Genomic DNA, 18,829 nt, shown 5'->3' on the forward strand with positions numbered 1-18,829 from the left:
AAATGAAGTGACTATGGAACAGATAAAAGATATTTTTAAACAGGTGCGGCAGGCAAAAGGATCTCTTGCTTTCTGCAAGGAGGAGATCATCAATGACACTTTGTATGCATTGGCCGACAGGGTGGAGGCTGCTACGGATCGGATTCTGGAAGAGAACGCCAAAGATTTGGCGGCGATGGATCCCTTAAATCCCAAATATGACCGTTTGAAACTGACGGCGGAACGTATTCGCGCTATAGCTGGAGGCATACGGCAAGTAGCCACGTTGCCTTCTCCGTCGGGGAGAATACTGAATGAGACTGTGCGTCCCAATGGCATGAAGCTGACCAAGGTAAGTGTGCCTTTTGGGGTGATAGGCATTATTTATGAAGCTCGTCCTAATGTGACTTTGGATGTGTTTGCACTTTGTTTCAAGTCAGGCAACGCTTGTATATTAAAAGGGGGAAGCGATGCCGATTTCTCCAACCGTATTCTGGTGGAGATTATCCGGAATACATTGCTGGATGTAGCCCACTTGTCTCCTTATCTGGTGGCATTGTTGCCGGCAGGACATGACTCGGCTGATGCACTGCTCCATGCCCGTGGCTATGTGGATTTGATTATTCCCCGGGGCGGCAAGGGGCTGATAGATTATGTGCGGCAGAACGCCACGATTCCCGTTATCGAGACAGGAGCTGGTGTGTGTCATGTTTATTTTGACAAGGATGGTGATGTGGCGAAGGGAGCCGCCATTATCCGTAATGCCAAGACACGTCGTGTCAGCGTGTGCAACGCATTGGACTGCCTGATTGTAGATGTGAACCGGCTGACCGACCTTTCCACTCTTTGTAGCGATTTGCAGCAGGACAACGTGGAAATCTATGCCGATGACTTGTGTTATAATTATCTGAAAACTTCTTACCCTTCCCACTTGCTGAAACATGCTTCTACGGATACTTTCGGAACAGAGTTTCTGGACTACAAAATGGCAGTGACGGCGACTATGACCATACAGGCGGCTGTGGCCCACATTTCTATTTATGGTTCGGGACATAGTGAATGTATTGTGACGGAGAATGACCGGGCGGCCGATTATTTTATGAAGATGGTGGATGCGGCTTGTGTTTATGTGAATGTGCCTACTTCGTTTACCGATGGAGGTGAGTTCGGATTGGGAGCGGAAATAGGTATCAGCACGCAGAAGCTTCACGCTCGTGGTCCGATGGGCCTGGAGGAACTGAACACATACAAGTGGATTATTCAGGGGGATGGACAAATAAGACAATAATAATATAAATGAAAGGATTATGAGATACTTTACAAACGTACATGATTTGGGCGACTTGAAGAGTGCCCTTGCCGAAGCTTTCGAAATCAAGAAAGACCGCTACAAATATGAAACCCTGGGAAAGCATAAGACTTGTCTGTTGATTTTCTTCAACAACAGTCTGCGTACCCGTTTGAGTACCCAGAAGGCAGCTCGTAACTTGGGGATGGATGTGATTGTACTCGATGTGAATCAAGGTGCATGGAAGCTGGAAACAGAGCGCGGTGTCATTATGGATGGCGATAAGAGTGAACATTTGCTGGAGGCTATTCCGGTGATGGCTTCTTATTGTGATATCATCGGTGTGCGTTCGTTCGCTCATTTTGAGAACCGCGAGGATGATTATACTGAAAAGATTCTGAATCAGTTCATAAAATATTCCGGCAAGCCTGTATTCTCCATGGAAGCCGCTACCGGTCATCCGTTGCAGGCTTTCGCCGACCTGATTACTATTGAAGAATATAAAAAGAAAGACCGTCCCAAGGTGGTATTGACTTGGGCGCCGCACCCGCGTGCATTACCTCAGGCTGTACCTAACTCGTTTGCCGACTGGATGAACGAGGCCGATGTGGATTTTGTCATTACTCATCCCGAAGGCTATGAGCTAGACCCGAAGTTTGTCCGTGGCGCGAAGGTGGAATATAACCAGATGAAAGCTTTTGAAGGGGCTGACTTTATTTATGCCAAGAACTGGGCATGTCCCGGTGTCACCCATCCTGCCGACTATGGAAAGATCCTGAGCAAGGATATGAGTTGGACGGTAGATGCGGCGCACATGGCAGTGACAAACAATGCTTTCTTTATGCATTGTCTGCCGGTGAGAAGAAACATGATTGTGACCGATGAGGTGATTGAAGCTCCTACTTCGTTGGTTATTCCTGAAGCGGCCAACCGGGAAATTTCTGCTACAGTTGTTTTAAAGAGAATGCTGGAAGGGTTGGAATAACCGGCAGTCGGAATGACGTATACTTTCTTTTTTATTTATCGTTTCACCTGTGTGATGAAACAGTATCACCCATGTGATGAAAATTGATCACCTTAGTGATAAAACTTCATCACTAAGGTGAAACGATAAACCTAAAAAGGACAGCATAGTGATTTCTATCGGACGAAAAACTGTGTGTATCCTTGGCTTGATTATAAGACAGTGCGTGGCAAGATTGCCATTCAAGAGGAAAAGGTATCGCTTCGGAAATAGAAGACCGGACGGGGCTGGAACAAACTTACAGAGATGAAGAATTTATGAAGGATTGAAAAAAAATCCTTCATAATAAGTGACAGTAAATCAACTTGCTAAACCATAATGAAGAATTTGAAGGAAAAAACGGTTAAAAACTTATTTCCTTCCCTAATTCCTTCCAGTCTAGGATACCCTTATCCAGATTATACACTTTGAATCCTTTTTTTACCAAAATATTGGCCGCATTGCGGCTGCGCCTTCCACTTTTGCAATAAACGGCTACGGGACGGTCTTTTTGAAGAAGCTTCTCGATGTTTGTGCCAAACTCATTGTCCAATACATTGATATTGATGCTGCCCGGTATATGGCCTTCGGAATATTCGGCTACCGTGCGTACATCAATCAGTTGGATGGTCTTGTCCTGTATCATTTCCTCAAACTGGTCAGAGGAAAGATTCTTGAATTTGTCACTGTCTTTGCCGGTACATGCCCATAATCCTAGTGAGAATGCGCAGATGAAGAATATGAAATAAATGGTCTTTATCATAAAATGGAATGTTTTGATGTTTTTGTTTGCTAAAAATAAAAGATACGACTGGTCATACCTTCTTTATAAGTATGGATGTTGAATACAATCTTATCGCCTTTATGCAGCTTGCCGGCGTATGCCCATAAGGGAACAGACAGATAGACTTTACGGTTGAAACCTTCGATGTCATTATTCCTGTCATGATAGAGTGTCAAGTATAATGTTTGTTCTCCATCTTTGTTCTCCAGTTTGTTCTCAATAAAGTGATAGCCGTGCTTCTGATCTTTGACTTTGACTTGTAAAATCAGGTTCAGGTAATTCCCACCCCGCCAGATGCTTTGAATGGCCACCGGATCGGTCTTTATCTCCTTGAATTTAGATTCGGGCAAGGGAACAGGAGAAATAACCAGTTGGGTATTGTAAAGCATGGCTTCTTTTTCTGCTTCTTCCGAGTCTGTCAATGGAGCGTACATGGTAACCGTGCGGTACGTGGTGTCTGGTGCCAGTCCGTCAAGACCGGTACGTGACTGGATGCGCCACTCTGTCCCTTCGTCCGTTATCAGATATCGTCCGGTTCCTGTATGATCGGTTTTCAAGTCGATCATATCTGTCAGAACATTGGGATATACATAATCGTCTTCACCGCATGCGCCGAGAAGCAAAGAAGCTAGAAAAGATAAAATAACGACTTTCCTCATGTTTGTAATTTTCTTTTTCAGGGTGGACTGTAAAATCCACCCTTTACGGTAAACGTTCTTATCCTTTTGCCGCTTTCAGGTAATTGATGAGCGGATTGGCATACATAGTCAGCAAAGCATGGCGCAGGAAAGAGGCATCTTTATTGTGAAGGTCTACTTTGGCAATCTGTTGTTCCATGTAGTTTTCAAAATGTTCTTTTTCTTCTTCTGTGTACTCGGCCGTGAAACGGTTGTCTCCCATCAAGAGGTCACACGCCACATAATTACCTGCAAACAAGCGGTAACTGCTGTGTATATGCCGGTCTATGGTTTCCGATATGGCGGTAAACAAATCACATTTAGGCAAATTGTGTTCTTTCAGTTCGTCCAGTTCATGATTCAGACAGGCGGAAGTCTGGAAATGGATGCGTCCTTTGTATCCGTAAAGGCCGGTCTGCATATTGATCAGGTCGTCTTCGGGACTTTTCTGGAAATAGGGATCATCCCGTTTCTGTTGTAATTCCTTGGCTTTCAGGAAATCGCATGGGTCATATTCATAAGAGATAGCGAGCGGAACGATGTTCAGTTCTTTCAGTCTTTCGGTGACATCGCCTTCACCTGCCATGGCCATCATTTTCAATACACTGTCTTGGGTACGGTCATTGGAATCTTTGGCACGTCCCTGACGTTGCGCTATCCATAAATTCTCATGTTTTTCCTTCATGGCGAAATGCATGTAGCGCGACATCAAAGCAGATGCTTCCAGTTTCTGCCGCATGTTGAGGCCGCGTTTCACGATGAATGATTTATTGACACGTACCAGCTTATGAATCCATGGGTAGATGAGCAGGTTGTCGCCGATGGCGATTTCTACGGTGGTCATTCCTTTGTCTATCAGTAGGATAGATAGAAAAGCCGAATCCAGAATAATGTCACGATGATTGGAGATGAAAGTGTAGTTCCGGGTTAAGTCGGACAAGGCGGAACAGTCGAATGTCAGTCCGTTGGCTGTTTTTTTCACCAAATCCCATAACAGTCCGTAAAAGAACGCTTTTTGGAATTCCAGGTTTGTTTTGCATTGACGCATCTTCATGGCAAGACCTTCGAAAGGTACGCCCGGCATAACAGACTCTACCACTGTCCGGAAAACGGGGTCAGCGATTAATTCTTCATAGATTTGCGGTAACTCTTCGGGAGTGTACGGACGAATCTCGTTAAATTCAGCTGGTATGTTCATAATTTATAAGGGTTAGTCAGTGATGAGTGGCCAGTGGTTAGTGGTTAATAGGCTGCATTATGTGCCGCATGGATATTAATCACTAACCGCTAATCACGAACCACTAAAATTTATTTTCTATAATGTCAGTCATCACATCTTTTATATCCAATCCTGCGGCACGCACCTGTTGGGGAATGAAGCTGGTAGCTGTCATGCCCGGGGTGGTATTGATTTCGAGCAAGTTTACTTTTTCGCCTTCGGTAATGATATAGTCAATGCGGATAAGGCCGGAACACCCCAGAATGTCATAAATGGCCGAAGTGAGCAGACGTACACGTTCGGCTGTATCTTCGGGCAGGCGGGCAGGGGTGATTTCCTGTGATTCTCCATTGTATTTGGCTCCATAGTCAAAGAATTCGTTGGCACTCACCACCTCGGTGATGGGGAATACCACTTCCTTGTCCGAGGTCTTGTAACAGCCGCAGGTGATTTCCGTTCCTCTCATAAAGGCTTCAATCATTACTTCGTCACTTTCCTTGAAAGCTTTTTCGATGGCGGGTTGTATATCTTCCTTAGTCTTTACTTTGGTGACACCGAAGCTGGAACCGCCGGCGTTGGGTTTGATGAAACAAGGCAGACCAATTTTGTTGATTACTTCTTCGTCTGTAATTTCAAACCCTTTACGCAGGATCAGTGATTCGGCTACGCGGATACCGAAGCCTTTCAGGTATTGGTTGCAGGTGAATTTATTGAAAGTCATGGCAGATACCAGTACGTTACAACTGGAGTAGGGAATTCCTAACAGGTCGAAGTAACCTTGCAGGATACCGTTTTCCCCCGGAGTTCCGTGGATGGTGATGTAGGCGAAGTCGAAATGTTTCTTTTCGCCGTTCTCCATGAAACTGAAATCATTACGGTCTATCGGGGTTTTGGAACCGTCCGGAAGGACTACTTCCCACCGATGCCCTTCCATCTCTACTATATATAGGTTATAACGCTCTTTGTCAATGAAAGAGTAAAGTCCCTGTGCACTGCGCAGGGAAACGACAAGTTCGCTGGAATCTCCTCCGGCTACTATGGCAATAGTACGTTTCATAGTTCTTCTCTGTTACTGATATAGTTTCTCCACTTGTCTATCAGGTTTGTCATATCCTCGGGCAGCGGAGAGGTGAAGAACATCTCTTCGCCTGTACGGGGATGGACAAAGCCCAGCGTCATGGCGTGTAATGCCTGGCGGGGGCAGGTCTCGAAACAGTTGTTTACGAATTGTTTGTATTTACTAAAATGAGTTCCTTTTAAAATTTCGTTTCCGCCATAACGCTCATCATTGAACAGCGTGTGCCCGATGTGCTTCATGTGGACACGTATCTGGTGGGTGCGTCCCGTTTCAAGCACACACTCTACCAGCGTGACATAGCCCAGACGTTCCAGTACCCGGTAGTGGGTGACGGCGTGCTTTCCTTGGGCGGGGTCACTCAGTACAGCCATTTGCATGCGGTCTTTGGGGTTGCGCCCTATATTCCCTTCTATGGTTCCTTCATTATTTTCTACGATACCCCATACCAGAGCATTGTATTTACGTTTGGTGGTCTTGTTGTAGAACTGAAGTCCCAGATGAGTCTTGGCATCGGGGGTCTTGGCTACCACGAGCAGGCCCGAGGTGTCTTTGTCTATACGGTGGACTAATCCCACTTGCGGATCGTTAGGGTCGTATCTGGGGTTGTCTTTCAGATGCCATGCTATGGCGTTGACCAGCGTACCGTGGTAGTTTCCGCATCCCGGATGCACTACCAGTCCGGCCGGTTTGTTGATTACCATCAAATCGTTGTCCTCATAGACTATATCCAGTGGAATATCTTCGGGAATGATATCATTATCATAACGTGGACGGTCCATCATCACCGTCAGCACGTCGCAAGGCTTTACTTTATAACTGCTTTTCACCGGTTTGCCGTTCGCCATGATGAGGCCGGCGTCGGCAGCCTTCTGAATACGGTTGCGCGAAGAGTTGACAAGCCGTTCGAACAAATATTTGTCCACGCGCACTTGTGACTGTCCTTTGTCTACTACTACACGGAAATGTTCATACAGTTCGGCGGGGTTGTCCACTATCGGTTCCACATCATCCAGTGTGTCGTCTAGTTCATCCACATATTCTTCTCTCATCATCACTGTGTGTTAAGTTTAAAACCAGGATTCGTCTACCACAGGTTTGTCATCGTTCGCAGTTCCGGATTCATTTACCAATGCAGAATCTTCGGGCATGGTTTCATTGCCGTTGCCTACCGTGAGGGTCAGTACGGCTTCGTGAGGAATCTTTTCTCCGGCTTTCAAGTCGCGTCCTCGGTATTTTATGCTGTATACCCAGTCTTTTTCGCCGCTGATATATTCAGGTTCGGTTATTTTAAAACCTAACGCACGTAATTTAGCTTCGGCTTGGCGGAGAGAACTATTATCCATGATATCGGGAATGGCTACCTTGGGGGCGCTGTCTGCATTGACGGTCAGATAGACGGTTCTGCCCGACTTCACCTTGGAGCCACCGGCGGGATTCTGTTCCAAAATAGCACCGGGGGCTATTCCTTTTACATAGCTGGAGTCTATGACGATTGATTTTAGTGACTGCTTGTCGAGTTCATTTTCTGCAATCCGCAGATTCATTCCTTTTACATCGGGCACTACCACTGCTTCGCCGTGGCGTGTATAGTTGTCCAGCCATTGAAGGGTTCCCAAAGGTGCTGCCACAATGACCACTACCATCGCTATCAGATTGAGCCAGAAGAAGCGGTTATTCTTGAATGAAAAGAATTCTTTGAATGTTACCATATCTAACTTAATTATTTCGGGTCAAAGATACGACAATTTCATTTCTGTTCCTACATTTAGTTATGAATATCATATACTTTTTGTACCTTTGCATCCCGAAAAAACAACCTGTTTCCTGTCAGAGTAAATAAAATTGAGGTAAAAAGAAGATGAACGAGACAACAAATGAACAAGAGGTGCTGTTATTGCGCCGTAAACTAGACCTTTTATTACGTACCGGCAAGCTGCTGATGGAGAGCGCGGCAGACACTAACCGAATTGAAAGAAACATGAAGCGCGTGGCCGCTTATCTGGGTATTCCGGAAGAGAAACTGCATATTGATATCCGGTGGACGATGCTGATGGTCAATGTGAGTGACGAGAAGCACTCTTTTTCCAAGTTTCAGAAATGCGAGAAACATGGTATCAATATGGAAGCCATTTCAAAAATCAGTAAACTTTCGTGGCGTGCCATTGAGCAGGATTATTCATTGGATAAATACGAGGAAGAACTTGAGAAGATTGCTCGTCAGGAGCGTAATTATACCCCTTATGTCGTGGCAATCTGTACCGGGTTTGCTTGTGGAGGGTTCTGCAAGTTGTTTGGTGGTGACTGGATTGCTTTTCTGATTACGGCTATTTGTACTTTTGTGGGGTTCCGTACCCGTGCCCGTTGCATTGAGTTCGGTATCAATGTATATATGAGTATTGCGATCTCTGCATTTTTATGTACTTGTCTGGCTTATGCGTTTTCTTTTTCCGGTTTATCTTCCACTCCGTATCATCCGTTGCTGGCCTGTACTTTATATATAGTACCCGGTGTGCCGCTGATAAATTTTGTGGACGATATGATTGACAATCACTTGTTGGTAGGTATTACGCGTGCAGCCAACACGGTAATGATGGTAGGAGGCATGGCGTTTGGTATCGCTTTTGCCTTGAGGCTGCTGGTGATGAATGATGTGACTATCGACCAGAAGTTCAGTGAACTGAGTATGGTGCCGCACGATGCTTATTGGGTATATGCTGTTGCGGCTGCAATTGCGGCTATGGGATTCGCTACTATTTTTAATGTGCAGAGACGTTTGTTGTGGGTGGTGGCTGTAGGTGGAATTATTGCAGTATGCACCCGTAACTTTGTAAACTTTGAATTAGGATATGGTCCGGTGATCGGTTCGTTTATGGGAAGCTTTGTCGTGAGTTTGATAGCTGTCAAAGCCGTTCATTGGTTTCATGTCCCTAATCATGTGCTGACTATTCCTTCTGTCATTCCGATGGTACCTGGTGTCTTGATGTATCGTTCGTTGCTGGCGCTTATCAATATGCGTGGAGTGGTAGGGGAAGTGACACTTGCTTTTTCCAATGGTATTAACTCGGCGCTTATTATTTTCTGTATAGCCTTGGGGGTAGCTGTTCCTAATATTTTTGCCCGGCGTTACATTGCTAAGGACCGTCAGCGTTTCCTTACACAGATGTTGGCAGAACGCAGAGCTCGTGGTAAATTTATTGAGTGGTAGCAGGTGTATGTTTACGAAGTAGTATTCATTAAAACTTGATAGACAAAGAAAAAGGATTTTCCATTGCGGAAAATCCTTTTTCTTTGTCTATCAAGTTTATGCTATTAATTTCTGGGTAAGGCTTCTTTTACTACCATTGGACGGCCGGCATATTCTACACCGTTCAACTGTTTGATAGCGTTTGAGGCTTCTGAAGTTTCCGGCATTTCGACAAAAGCGAAACCTTTTGATCTTCTTGTATCACGGTCAACGATTAACTTGACTGAGCCTACTGTTCCATACTCTTCCATAACTTCTCTCAAATCTACTTCCTTAACGTTGTAGCTAAGGTTTCCAACATACATATTCATAACTGTCAATATAAAAAATTAATAATCTAACAACGAAATTTCAAGAAGCTCTAAATCAGGAATGAATATACTCAATGTGGGTAACTGAGAAGATACATGATGAGAATAAAACTAGAATAAATCTCTAATTGTTTGTTGGACAAAGTAAACTCTTTCATTTGGATTATGCACTATATTTCTGCTTTTATTCCATATTATATATCATTTATTATTATAAATGGTCGGAAATTAACACAATATGGAATGAAAACAGGGTTTTATGGGGTTATTGAGTGCTGACAGGCGGTTTCTCCCTGTATTGAGTAGGGGAGCAACCTGTATGCTGTTTGAATACAGTACTGAAATATCTGGCGGTTGAGAATCCTGTCTTATCTGCTATGTCATTGACGCTGAGTTCTGTATGGAGAATAAGCCAGATAGCTCTCTCCATACGTATTTGGGCTATATAGTCATTGGCTCCCATATCTGTCAATGCTTTTAGCTTATTGTATAAAGAAGCTCTGCTGATTCCTATTTTGTCGCAAATGAATGGAATACCCAACTGTTCGTTATCCAGATGTTCTGTGATTATCTGGTTCAGGCGATTTAAAAATTCTTCATCGGCAGAACTGAAGGTGCCTTCCTCGGGTGGCGGCAGAGGGCCGATGTCTGTATAACGGGTACGCATCCGTTCCCGGTTATGCAGTTGGCTACAGATAATCGCATATAGCATACTTACTTCAAAAGGTTTTGTGACGTAGGCGTCTGCTCCGTTTTTATAACCATATAGTTGGCTTTCTTCGTCATTACGTGCAGTGAGCAGTATAACCGGGATATGGCTTATTTCCAAATCTTCTTTTATTTGTTTACATAGCTCATAGCCGTTCATACGGGGCATTTGGATATCGCTTACAACTATATGAGGACGTTTTTTCCGGCAAAGACGCAATGCTTCCTCTCCATCGGCGGCTACCCATATTGTTTTAAACCGGTCTTTCAGGGCTGTTGCCAGATAATCGGTCAGGTCTTTGTTGTCATCTACTACTAATAAGGTATGGTTTGGGGCTGTTTTATTTTCTTCCTGTTGTTTGGGAATACTTTCTGTTTCTTGCGTGGGTGCCAGAAGTGTATTCAGATATTCTTGTGGGTGCAGCGTGATATTTCCCGGTTCGGTATTTAATGGAAGTTCGAACCAGAAAGTGGCTCCCGGGCTTCCGAAATTCTTGTTGTCGTAGGCTCCAATGTTGCCTCCGTGTTGTTCGACCAGTATTTTAGAATAGGACAATCCGATTCCTGTGCCGGGACGACTGTTGTTGCCTTGGTAAAAGCGGACAAAGAGATTGTTGGTATCCACATCTTTCAGTCCCGGACCTTGGTCGGAAATGGATATGCGTACTCTTGTCTTGTCTTCCGACAAACGGGTTGAAATACTGATTGTACTCTCATCGGGAGTATATTTCAATGCGTTAATTAATAGATTGGTCAGGATAGTAGTACATTTTTCTTTGTCGAAGCACAAGGTCTGAATCTCCGGTTCAGGTTGATAGACGAGCGTGATGCCCCTGACGGAGGCTTCTGGTTTAAAATCGGAAATCAGTTGCTCTGCCCATTCATCCAATTGTATGCTCTGGACATGGAGTGTGCTTTGTCCTACTTCCATCTTGCGAACATTCAGAACAGTATTCAGAATGTTCTTCATCCGTTCAGATTGTTTACAGATGCTTTGGATCAACGGATAATTTTCGTTGTCGGCGGTAAGTTTATCCATTAGTTGTTTCAAGGGTGCATGTATCAAGGTCAGTGGAGTCCGGAGCTCATGGCTGATATTGATAAGAAAGCGTACTTTTTCTTCGTATACCTGCTGCTCATGTTCTTTCATTGCCCACTTTAACTTGGTTTCTTTGTTACGCAATAACAGGATGAAAATGAGGATAACGCTAACGAAGATAAAAAGGGTGCAACTTAGGATGAACCAGCCAGATTTATACCAAGGAGGCAGTACTATCAGGGTAAGAATATCATAGTCTGCTGTCCAGTCACCGTTGCGGGTACTGCAGGCGGCTTTTATGTGATAACTGCCTGTTGGCAGGCTGCTTAAGTTTATTTCCGGTAAATAAGAATAGATGTTTTGTCCGTTCAGTCCTGTAATGGTGTATCTATACATGGGTTTGCGGAAAATATCCTTATTACGGGTGATGATTTTGATGATGATCGGTTTGCTTTTTTCATTGACACTGAGTTGGTGGTCATTTGATATCCGGTCGTAGACACGTTCTCCGCCCACTAGGATGTCGGCCAGTTGAAGAGTGGGGAGAAGTGCCGGTTCGTCAGGTAAGTGCCGGTTGATATGTAGTAAGCCGTTTACACCTCCCATATAGATATCTCCGGATGAAGAGAGTAACCGGGGTTTCTCCAGATATTCGTTTTGTACCACTCCGTCCGGTTCACCGAATAAGATGAATTTCTTTTCTTTAATCAGATATGCGAATAATTTTTCTTCCGTTCCTATCCATACACGCCCTTGCCGGTCACAAATGAGTGAGCTTATTTCATTAATCAGGGTATTGGGGACAAGGGTGTATTGCTTGGTAACCGGATTATAATAACTTAAACCATAGTTACTGCCTATCCATAGCAATCCGTTCTCGTCTAGTGAGACAGAATTGAACACGGTGTCTGTTTGACAGGTAAATATAAGCTCCAGTTCGTTGAGGCTGGAGTTGATTTTATAGATATGTTCCAAATCGTGCAGATAGCAATCCTCTCCTGTGCTGTTTATGGGTAACAATGTACCGACAATATCAGTGATGCCTTTTCCTTTGGTGATGGGAATGAATTGCTTTTTACCAATATGGTATTTATAAGGTGTTTCGGATAACATCAAAATGGTTTCAGGAGTATTTTGATATACATTGACTGTTTTTCCCCGATGACATAAAATATCATTAATGCTGTCGTTGATAATGACAAGTGGCTGATATCGGTGGGTTTCTTTATGAAAGACAAACAAGCCTTGGCTGAATAGCGAAACCAGTAGATGTTTTTTGTCCATGCCGGTGATGGAAGCTACCTTTTCTTCCCAGGTAGAAAGTATGTGATGAAACTTTCCGGTGGCCGGGTCGAAGAGGTTGATACCGCCTCCGTCTGTTCCGATCCATATTTGGTTGTCATTGTCTTGATAAATGGACAGGATTGTTTTCTCGCTCAGCCCGTAATTCTGTCCCGGCAGCACGTCTTGATAAGTTTTCATTCCTACCTCTTTAATATTGATTAATCCGTTGCGTACACTTCCCGCCCACATATTGTTGCTTTTGTCGTTATATAGACAAAGAATAGAGTTGGCAGGCAAGGAGTAACGATCTCCCGGAATATACCTCAATGTCGATATCTTGCCGGTCTGCGGATTGAGAATATGGATTCCTCCGCCGTCTGTACCCATCCATATTTGTCCATTATGCTCTTCTAATGATAGCACTACATTGGTTTTGAGAGGAGAATTTTGTGTATGATAGGTCTGTAATTGTTTTCCATTACGGCCATAACAGCTTACTCCCTGATTGTAATGAGCTACCCATACATTTCCTTTTCTATCAATCAACAATGAGATAATCTGTTCACTGTTGAAGGGAACAGGACGGGTGTTGCCCGTAGCGATATCAATAAATAAAGCTTTTGCCCATCGGTTGGTGGCTAGGAGAGTGTGGGAATCCCATTGGTAAAGATTGGAAATATGATACTTGCCGTTCGGTTTCAACGTATGGAACAGGTTGATAATATGGTCTTCATAGTTGTATTTGTATAGTCTTCCTCTTCCCCCGAAGATTACTCCGTCCTCCCATAGGCAAAGAGAACTGGCTATTACCGGATTGTTGTCTTTATCCCGCACAAGGATAAAATTGTCTTCTATTTCATTGTAGCGGAATACTCCCTTTTCTGTGATGACCCAAATGGTATGTTCTTCATCTTCCAAAATATGTGTGACATTACCGCGCAGATATCTTCGCTGTTCGTAACCGTCGAATCGTCCGATTCCTGAGCGTGTCCCTATCCAGACATATCCTTTTTCCTGACTGACTTCCATACAGCGTACCATGGAGGAAAGTCCGTTTTGAGAGGGAATTTGTTGGAAAAAGTATTGTTTGGCTTCTGATATAGAATGTAATAGAATGAATAGAAGGAGCAAGGACAGGATTCGTATGTTGTGGGCAGATGTTTTCATTACTTACTCAAGGTTTGGGAACAAAAATAGTTGATTGTCTTGAATAACACAACAAAAAGACGATGAATAATGTGGACAACCGATAAAAATCTCTTTTTTGCTGATTAATCCCTGTCTGCTCCTTCGTTTCCTTTATTTTTTTATAGCATCATAAACAGCTTTTGCCATCACCTTCGCTCCTTCTTCATTGGGATGGATATGATCGGGGAATAATTCCGGCATTCCATCCATTGCGCTGTGAAGGTCAATGACAGGCAGCTTGTTTTTCTTGGCAACCTTCTTAATCATAGGTATAATCTCTTTTGAGATGATATCATCATTAATGCTTTCTCCGGTAAGATATGCCTTTGAAGGATAGCATAGATAGATTTCAGGTTGTGAGGGAAGGGCTTTAAAGGCGTCAATCATGGTTTGTGTATCTTTTATGAAATCTGCTTTATATACCCAGTTAAATGACTTGCTGTCATTAGTTCCTAGTTTGATAACAACGATATTGGGGTTGAACGCCAATGCTTGTTGATAAGCTTGTTCTTTCATATAAGGGTGATCACCTTTATTCAGCATAGTACGTGCGCTGACTCCAAAGTTTTTCACCCAGTATTTATCTCCTAACAAACGGCCTAGAACGGCGGGGTAGCTGTCGTGGCTCCGGTTTTTGATTCTTGCTCCGTAAGTAATGCTGTTGCCTACACAGGCTACACGGACAGCATCTTTACGGGGAGCTTTGAAACTGCGCAACCAGGCAGATAAATCGTTTAACATCTCATTCTTGTAAATGAAGTTTTCGCGGATACCCCAGCCATGTCCGCCACTGGCATAAATATGGAGTACGGCTGGTACATGATTCTTGTGTAGCCCTAGGTAATAATTTACTCCATTGGCAGGAGGAACTGTCTTGTCATCGTCACTGTAGGCGATAAAGGCGCGGGGAGTTTCTTTGGTTACTTGTTTCTCATTGGAAAATTCGGTTTCCAGTTCGGCGGAAGCGTCTTTACCTAAAAGATTATCGTGAGACCCTATGTGAGTATAGGATTTATCCATGGTGATGACAGGATAGAATAGGATTTGAAAGTTAGGGCGGAGTTCGGGGCGGGTATGTGTGGCGATGGTTGAAGCTAGATGCCCTCCGGCAGAGGAGCCCATTATACCTATATCATATGGATTCAGATTCCATACATCGGCACTGTCGCGTGCCATTTTCATGGCAGCTTCGGCGTCCGAGATGGGGAGAGTGCGGTCACCATGAGGCATCCTATATTTCAGTACAATCAGTGCGATGCCTTGTTTGTTGAAGTAAGGTGCCCAGTCATAGCCTTCGTGGTTGACAGCCAGTCCGCCATATCCGCCACCCGGACAGGCTACTATGGCACGGCCTGTCGCTAGCTCGGGAGCCGGAAGGAAGACGCGGAGCGAAGGGGTGTCAATATCAAACGGTTGGGGAGCCTTTTGGGCGGCCAAGGGAAAAGAGGCTGATAAGAAGAACAGCAGGATTGTTAAAATAGAAAGTTTTAGTTTCATAATATATTGATTAATGGATAAAAACATATTTGGAGATACAAAGATACTTGTTTTTGTATTTGGGTCGGTTGTCATTGTCTTTAAAAAAACAATAGCCAGGTTTCCGACTTTGTTTATTCCTCCTCCAAAATTGACTATTTCTCGGTGAAATGGACCTTTTTAGCTAATTTTGGACTTAAAAATAGTGATTATTGTACCTCTTATACCTCTGTTTTCCTCTACATTTGCCACAAATTAAAATAATGTTAACTATCATAAATTACTAATTTAAATTTAATTCTATGAAGAAGAACCTCTTTAACGTTTTTCTAGTGTGTGTCTTCTGTATGGCAGCAATTCCAGATATGTTTGCCCAGCAGATAAAAGTAACAGGTAAAGTTACTGATAGTACTAACGAGGGGATGCCCGGTGTGAATGTACAAGTGAAAGGTACAACCACGGGAACCATTACAGATTTTGATGGCAATTATTCTATTGATGTCCCTGACTCCAAATCTACATTAGTGTTTTCTTTTATTGGCTATGTGACCCAGCAATTGCCGGTAGGAGGGAAAAAAGTATTGAATGTTCAGTTGAAAGATGATACTCAGACATTGGATGAAGTAGTGGTAGTGGCTTATGGTACGGCAAGAAAGAGTGATTTGACCGGTGCTACCGCCAGCTTGCGTCCGGATGCTAACGATGCTTCTAAAACAGCTTCTTTTAATAATCTGTTGCAAGGTAAGGTGGCGGGGCTGAATGTAACTTCACCTATGGCTGCTCCGGGAGCTGCCAGTTCTGTGACAATTCGTGGCGCTAACTCATTGCGTGGAGATAACCAGCCTCTGTATGTTATTGATAATGTCCCGCAATCTTCCACCGGGGAATTTGCAGAATCGGCTATGGGTGGCGGTGATTTCCAAATTGCGCAAGATCCTTTAAGTGCTTTGAATCCTGCGGATATTGAAGATATCACTGTATTAAAAGATGCCTCGGCTACGGCAATTTATGGTTCCCGAGGTGCGAATGGTGTTATTATCATTACGACTAAAAAAGGGAAGGCAGGTAAGGCTAAAGTAAACGTGACTGCAAACTTTACTATTGCGGACGCCCGTAACCTGCATAATATGTTGAATCTGGAACAATACGCTGCTTATGCCAATATGAAGGCTAATTCCGGCGAGGAAAAGTACTATCCGCAAGCAAATGGCGAGATGCATTATGTGTATGGTGAAAACTTGGATAAATATAAGAAAGATCCTACCAACCCTGAATACTATCGTGTCTTGAGTTATAAGAACTGGCAGAAAGAAGCCTATTCATCCGCTTTCTCTCAAGTTTATTCTGCATCGGTCAGCGGAGGATCGGATGCAATGACTTATTATGTTTCGGGTGGCTTTAAGGATATAAAAGGTATTGTAAGTAATACAGGTATTAAACAAGGTGATTTGCGTGCAAACCTTACGGCTAACCTTTCAAAGTCCGTTACTATGGCACTTGCTCTGAATGGATCTATCAAACAAAATGATATGATGACCGGAGGTAATACGACAGGTGGTATTGCCGGTTCATTGGCACGTACAGTACTGGATACAGCTCCTTATGAAATTCCGGCAGACGACCCGACATTACAAACGGACATGGATGCAAAAACTACTGTTTATAGCTGGCGGGATGACTATGATGATATAACGGATGATAAAAGCTTTGGCGGTAGTCTGGATTTGAAATGGAATATTTGCAAATATCTTTCGTATAATCTTCGTGCCGGGGGAAATGTGAATATAAACGAACGTGCTCGTTGGTATGGTATGCAGCTCACTATCGGTGCTAATGATCAAGGTGTGCTAGCCATGGCTAACTTGAATAAGACCAATTATAATATAGAAAACTTATTGAATTTAAATATTGACTTGGCGAAAGGTATTCATCTGGGAGCTACTGCTGGTGTAACTTATGACGGACATACATTCTTGAATAAGAATGTGAAGGGTACTCGTTTCTCTAATTTTGACTTACGTACAAAAGGGTTACACCTTGCTTCTGTGAAGACTCATGAACAACCTACCCAAAAGGATTATCAGTTACTGTCTTATCTAGGTCGTATCAATCTTTCTGCTTATGATAAATATTTGCTTACTGCATCTGTACGTGCGGACGGATCAAGTAAATTCAAAAAGGGTAACCGATGGTCTTACTTTCCTTCCTTCTCTTTAGCTTGGCGTATGGAGCAGGAAGAATTTATGAAGAATATTAACTGGTTGAATCAAATGAAAATACGTTTAGGTTTTGGTGTTACAGGCAATCAGGGCATTAATCCTTATGCTACTTTCTCTGATTATTCACAAATAATAGATTATGCAAAAGCCACAGGGGATCAGATTTTGGCAATGGCGGTAAGCAATTTGCAGAATGACGGGTTGAAGTGGGAACGTACATCTTCTTGGAATGTGGGTTTTGATTTTGCTTTTTTCAACAGCCGTCTGTCAGGATCAGTAGATGTATATCAGAAAAAAACTAATGATTTGCTTATTTCGCGTTCATTGCCTGCTTCCAGTGGTTTTGCAAGTGTGATGTTGAATCAAGGTTCGTTGAAAAACAAAGGTGTTGAAATTAGTTTGAATGGAGATATTCTCCGTAACTTGAACGGTTGGAGTTGGAGTTTGGGCGGAAACATTGGTTTTAATAAATCAAAAATTGGTGATCTGGGTTTTGCACCGACAGATTTTGGAACCTTGAAAAATGTGCGTGGATATCAGGGAACTTCTATAGGGGATCATTTTGGTATTGCTAATCTTTTCATTGCAGGTGAGGCACCGGGATTGTTCTTCGGATATAAGACTCAAGGTATTATTCAGCCGGAAGATATTGTAGATGGAAAAGTTGCTTATACGGCTGCTGACGGATCAACCAAATATTATTCCAGTTCTGTGGCCAATGACTTGGGAGCCGGTAATATAAAAGCGGTGGATATGAATGAGGATGGTGTTGTGGATGAAAAGGATAAAACCATTTTAGGCAATCCGAATCCGGACTTTACTTATGGTTTCCAAACTCGTATTGCCTGGAAAGACCTGTCTGTCTCGGCTTCTTTTAATGGTGTGCATGGTAATCAGATATTGAATACGAATATCCGTTATTATACTCCCTCTCGGCAAGCTGGTAATTTGACACAAGAAGCATTCCGGAATATCTGGACGGAAGAAAATCATTCAAATCTTTATCCGTCGGCTACGGCGAATGTAAAGAACGTGGTTTATGACCGTTATATTGAGGATGGAAGTTACTTGCGTTGTTCGGATATCACTTTGAATTATACATTGCCAAAATCTTGGATGAAGAAAATCGGCTTTCAGAATATAGGTGTATTTGCTTCGGTTAAAAATGCATTTGTCATCACTAATTACAGTGGATACGATCCGGAAATCAATTCGTTTGCTTTTGATGGATTACGCCCGGGCATTGATATGAATGCATTTCCAAGCCAACGTTCTTATGTCTTTGGATTAAATGTGGCCTTTTAAATAGTTTAACCGATAATTTTTTTGTAA

The 18,829-nt window shown here is 43.3% G+C and carries 13 protein-coding genes; 4 read left to right on the forward strand and 9 right to left on the reverse strand.

Annotated elements, in window-relative coordinates:
- The first annotated feature begins 13 nt into the window (after positions 1 to 13).
- Entirely contained in the window at positions 14 to 1,267 is a 1,254-nt protein-coding gene (locus tag AB5935_RS08775) for a glutamate-5-semialdehyde dehydrogenase (RefSeq protein WP_007840903.1), read from the forward strand.
- A 19-nt stretch (positions 1,268 to 1,286) separates the two neighbouring features.
- Positions 1,287 to 2,252, forward strand: a complete 966-nt coding sequence (locus tag AB5935_RS08780) for an acetylornithine carbamoyltransferase (protein ID WP_007832990.1) — start codon at positions 1,287 to 1,289, stop codon at positions 2,250 to 2,252.
- Positions 2,253 to 2,634: 382 nt separating this feature from the next.
- Here AB5935_RS08780 and AB5935_RS08785 read toward each other — a convergent pair whose 3' ends face one another.
- The 6 genes from AB5935_RS08785 to AB5935_RS08810 all read right to left on the reverse strand — a co-directional run bounded on the left by AB5935_RS08785 (position 2,635) and on the right by AB5935_RS08810 (position 7,737).
- On the reverse strand, positions 2,635 to 3,033 hold the full coding sequence (locus AB5935_RS08785) for a rhodanese-like domain-containing protein (RefSeq protein WP_007832992.1): 399 nt from the start codon (positions 3,031 to 3,033) through the stop codon (positions 2,635 to 2,637).
- Between the two features lie 29 nt (positions 3,034 to 3,062).
- Complete coding sequence (locus tag AB5935_RS08790) at positions 3,063 to 3,713, reverse strand: NigD-like protein (RefSeq protein WP_007840901.1); 651 nt, start codon at positions 3,711 to 3,713, stop codon at positions 3,063 to 3,065.
- Positions 3,714 to 3,771: 58 nt separating this feature from the next.
- Positions 3,772 to 4,929 carry a 1-acyl-sn-glycerol-3-phosphate acyltransferase gene (locus AB5935_RS08795; protein ID WP_007832995.1) on the reverse strand — a complete coding sequence of 386 codons (1,158 nt, stop codon included), beginning with the start codon at positions 4,927 to 4,929 and terminating at the stop codon, positions 3,772 to 3,774.
- 103 nt (positions 4,930 to 5,032) lie between these two features.
- Positions 5,033 to 6,007: a D-alanine--D-alanine ligase gene (locus tag AB5935_RS08800; protein ID WP_007840899.1), complete on the reverse strand. Its 975-nt coding sequence runs from the start codon at positions 6,005 to 6,007 to the stop codon at positions 5,033 to 5,035.
- Positions 6,004 to 7,077 (reverse strand): RluA family pseudouridine synthase, encoded by a 1,074-nt coding sequence (locus AB5935_RS08805; protein ID WP_007848698.1) that lies wholly within the window; start codon positions 7,075 to 7,077, stop codon positions 6,004 to 6,006. Before AB5935_RS08805 ends, AB5935_RS08800 begins: the two co-directional genes overlap by 4 nt.
- Positions 7,078 to 7,095: 18 nt before the next feature.
- On the reverse strand, positions 7,096 to 7,737 hold the full coding sequence (locus AB5935_RS08810) for a PASTA domain-containing protein (RefSeq protein ID WP_007832998.1): 642 nt from the start codon (positions 7,735 to 7,737) through the stop codon (positions 7,096 to 7,098).
- Positions 7,738 to 7,886: 149 nt separating this feature from the next.
- On the opposite strand from AB5935_RS08810, the gene AB5935_RS08815 reads away from it, so the two are divergent.
- Entirely contained in the window at positions 7,887 to 9,233 is a 1,347-nt protein-coding gene (locus AB5935_RS08815) for a threonine/serine exporter ThrE family protein (RefSeq protein WP_007833000.1), read from the forward strand.
- 104 nt (positions 9,234 to 9,337) lie between these two features.
- Here AB5935_RS08815 and AB5935_RS08820 read toward each other — a convergent pair whose 3' ends face one another.
- The 3 genes from AB5935_RS08820 to AB5935_RS08830 form a co-directional block, all read right to left on the reverse strand.
- Positions 9,338 to 9,583, reverse strand: coding sequence for an RNA recognition motif domain-containing protein (locus AB5935_RS08820; protein WP_007833002.1), 246 nt, complete (start codon positions 9,581 to 9,583; stop codon positions 9,338 to 9,340).
- A 265-nt stretch (positions 9,584 to 9,848) separates the two neighbouring features.
- Positions 9,849 to 13,781, reverse strand: coding sequence for a two-component regulator propeller domain-containing protein (locus AB5935_RS08825; RefSeq protein WP_368327394.1), 3,933 nt, complete (start codon positions 13,779 to 13,781; stop codon positions 9,849 to 9,851).
- A gap of 132 nt (positions 13,782 to 13,913) precedes the next feature.
- The gene (locus AB5935_RS08830; protein ID WP_007840877.1) at positions 13,914 to 15,299 is read right to left on the reverse strand and encodes a GDSL-type esterase/lipase family protein; all 1,386 of its coding nucleotides are present in this window, start codon (positions 15,297 to 15,299) and stop codon (positions 13,914 to 13,916) included.
- A gap of 281 nt (positions 15,300 to 15,580) precedes the next feature.
- Between AB5935_RS08830 and AB5935_RS08835 the strand changes: the two genes are divergently transcribed.
- Entirely contained in the window at positions 15,581 to 18,802 is a 3,222-nt protein-coding gene (locus AB5935_RS08835) for a SusC/RagA family TonB-linked outer membrane protein (protein ID WP_368327395.1), read from the forward strand.
- The last annotated feature ends 27 nt before the right edge of the window (positions 18,803 to 18,829 follow it).

The sequence above is a fragment of the Phocaeicola sp. RTP21198st1_B8_RTP21198_201120 genome (assembly GCF_040929485.1).
Taxonomy (GTDB): Bacteria; Bacteroidota; Bacteroidia; order Bacteroidales; family Bacteroidaceae; genus Phocaeicola; species Phocaeicola dorei.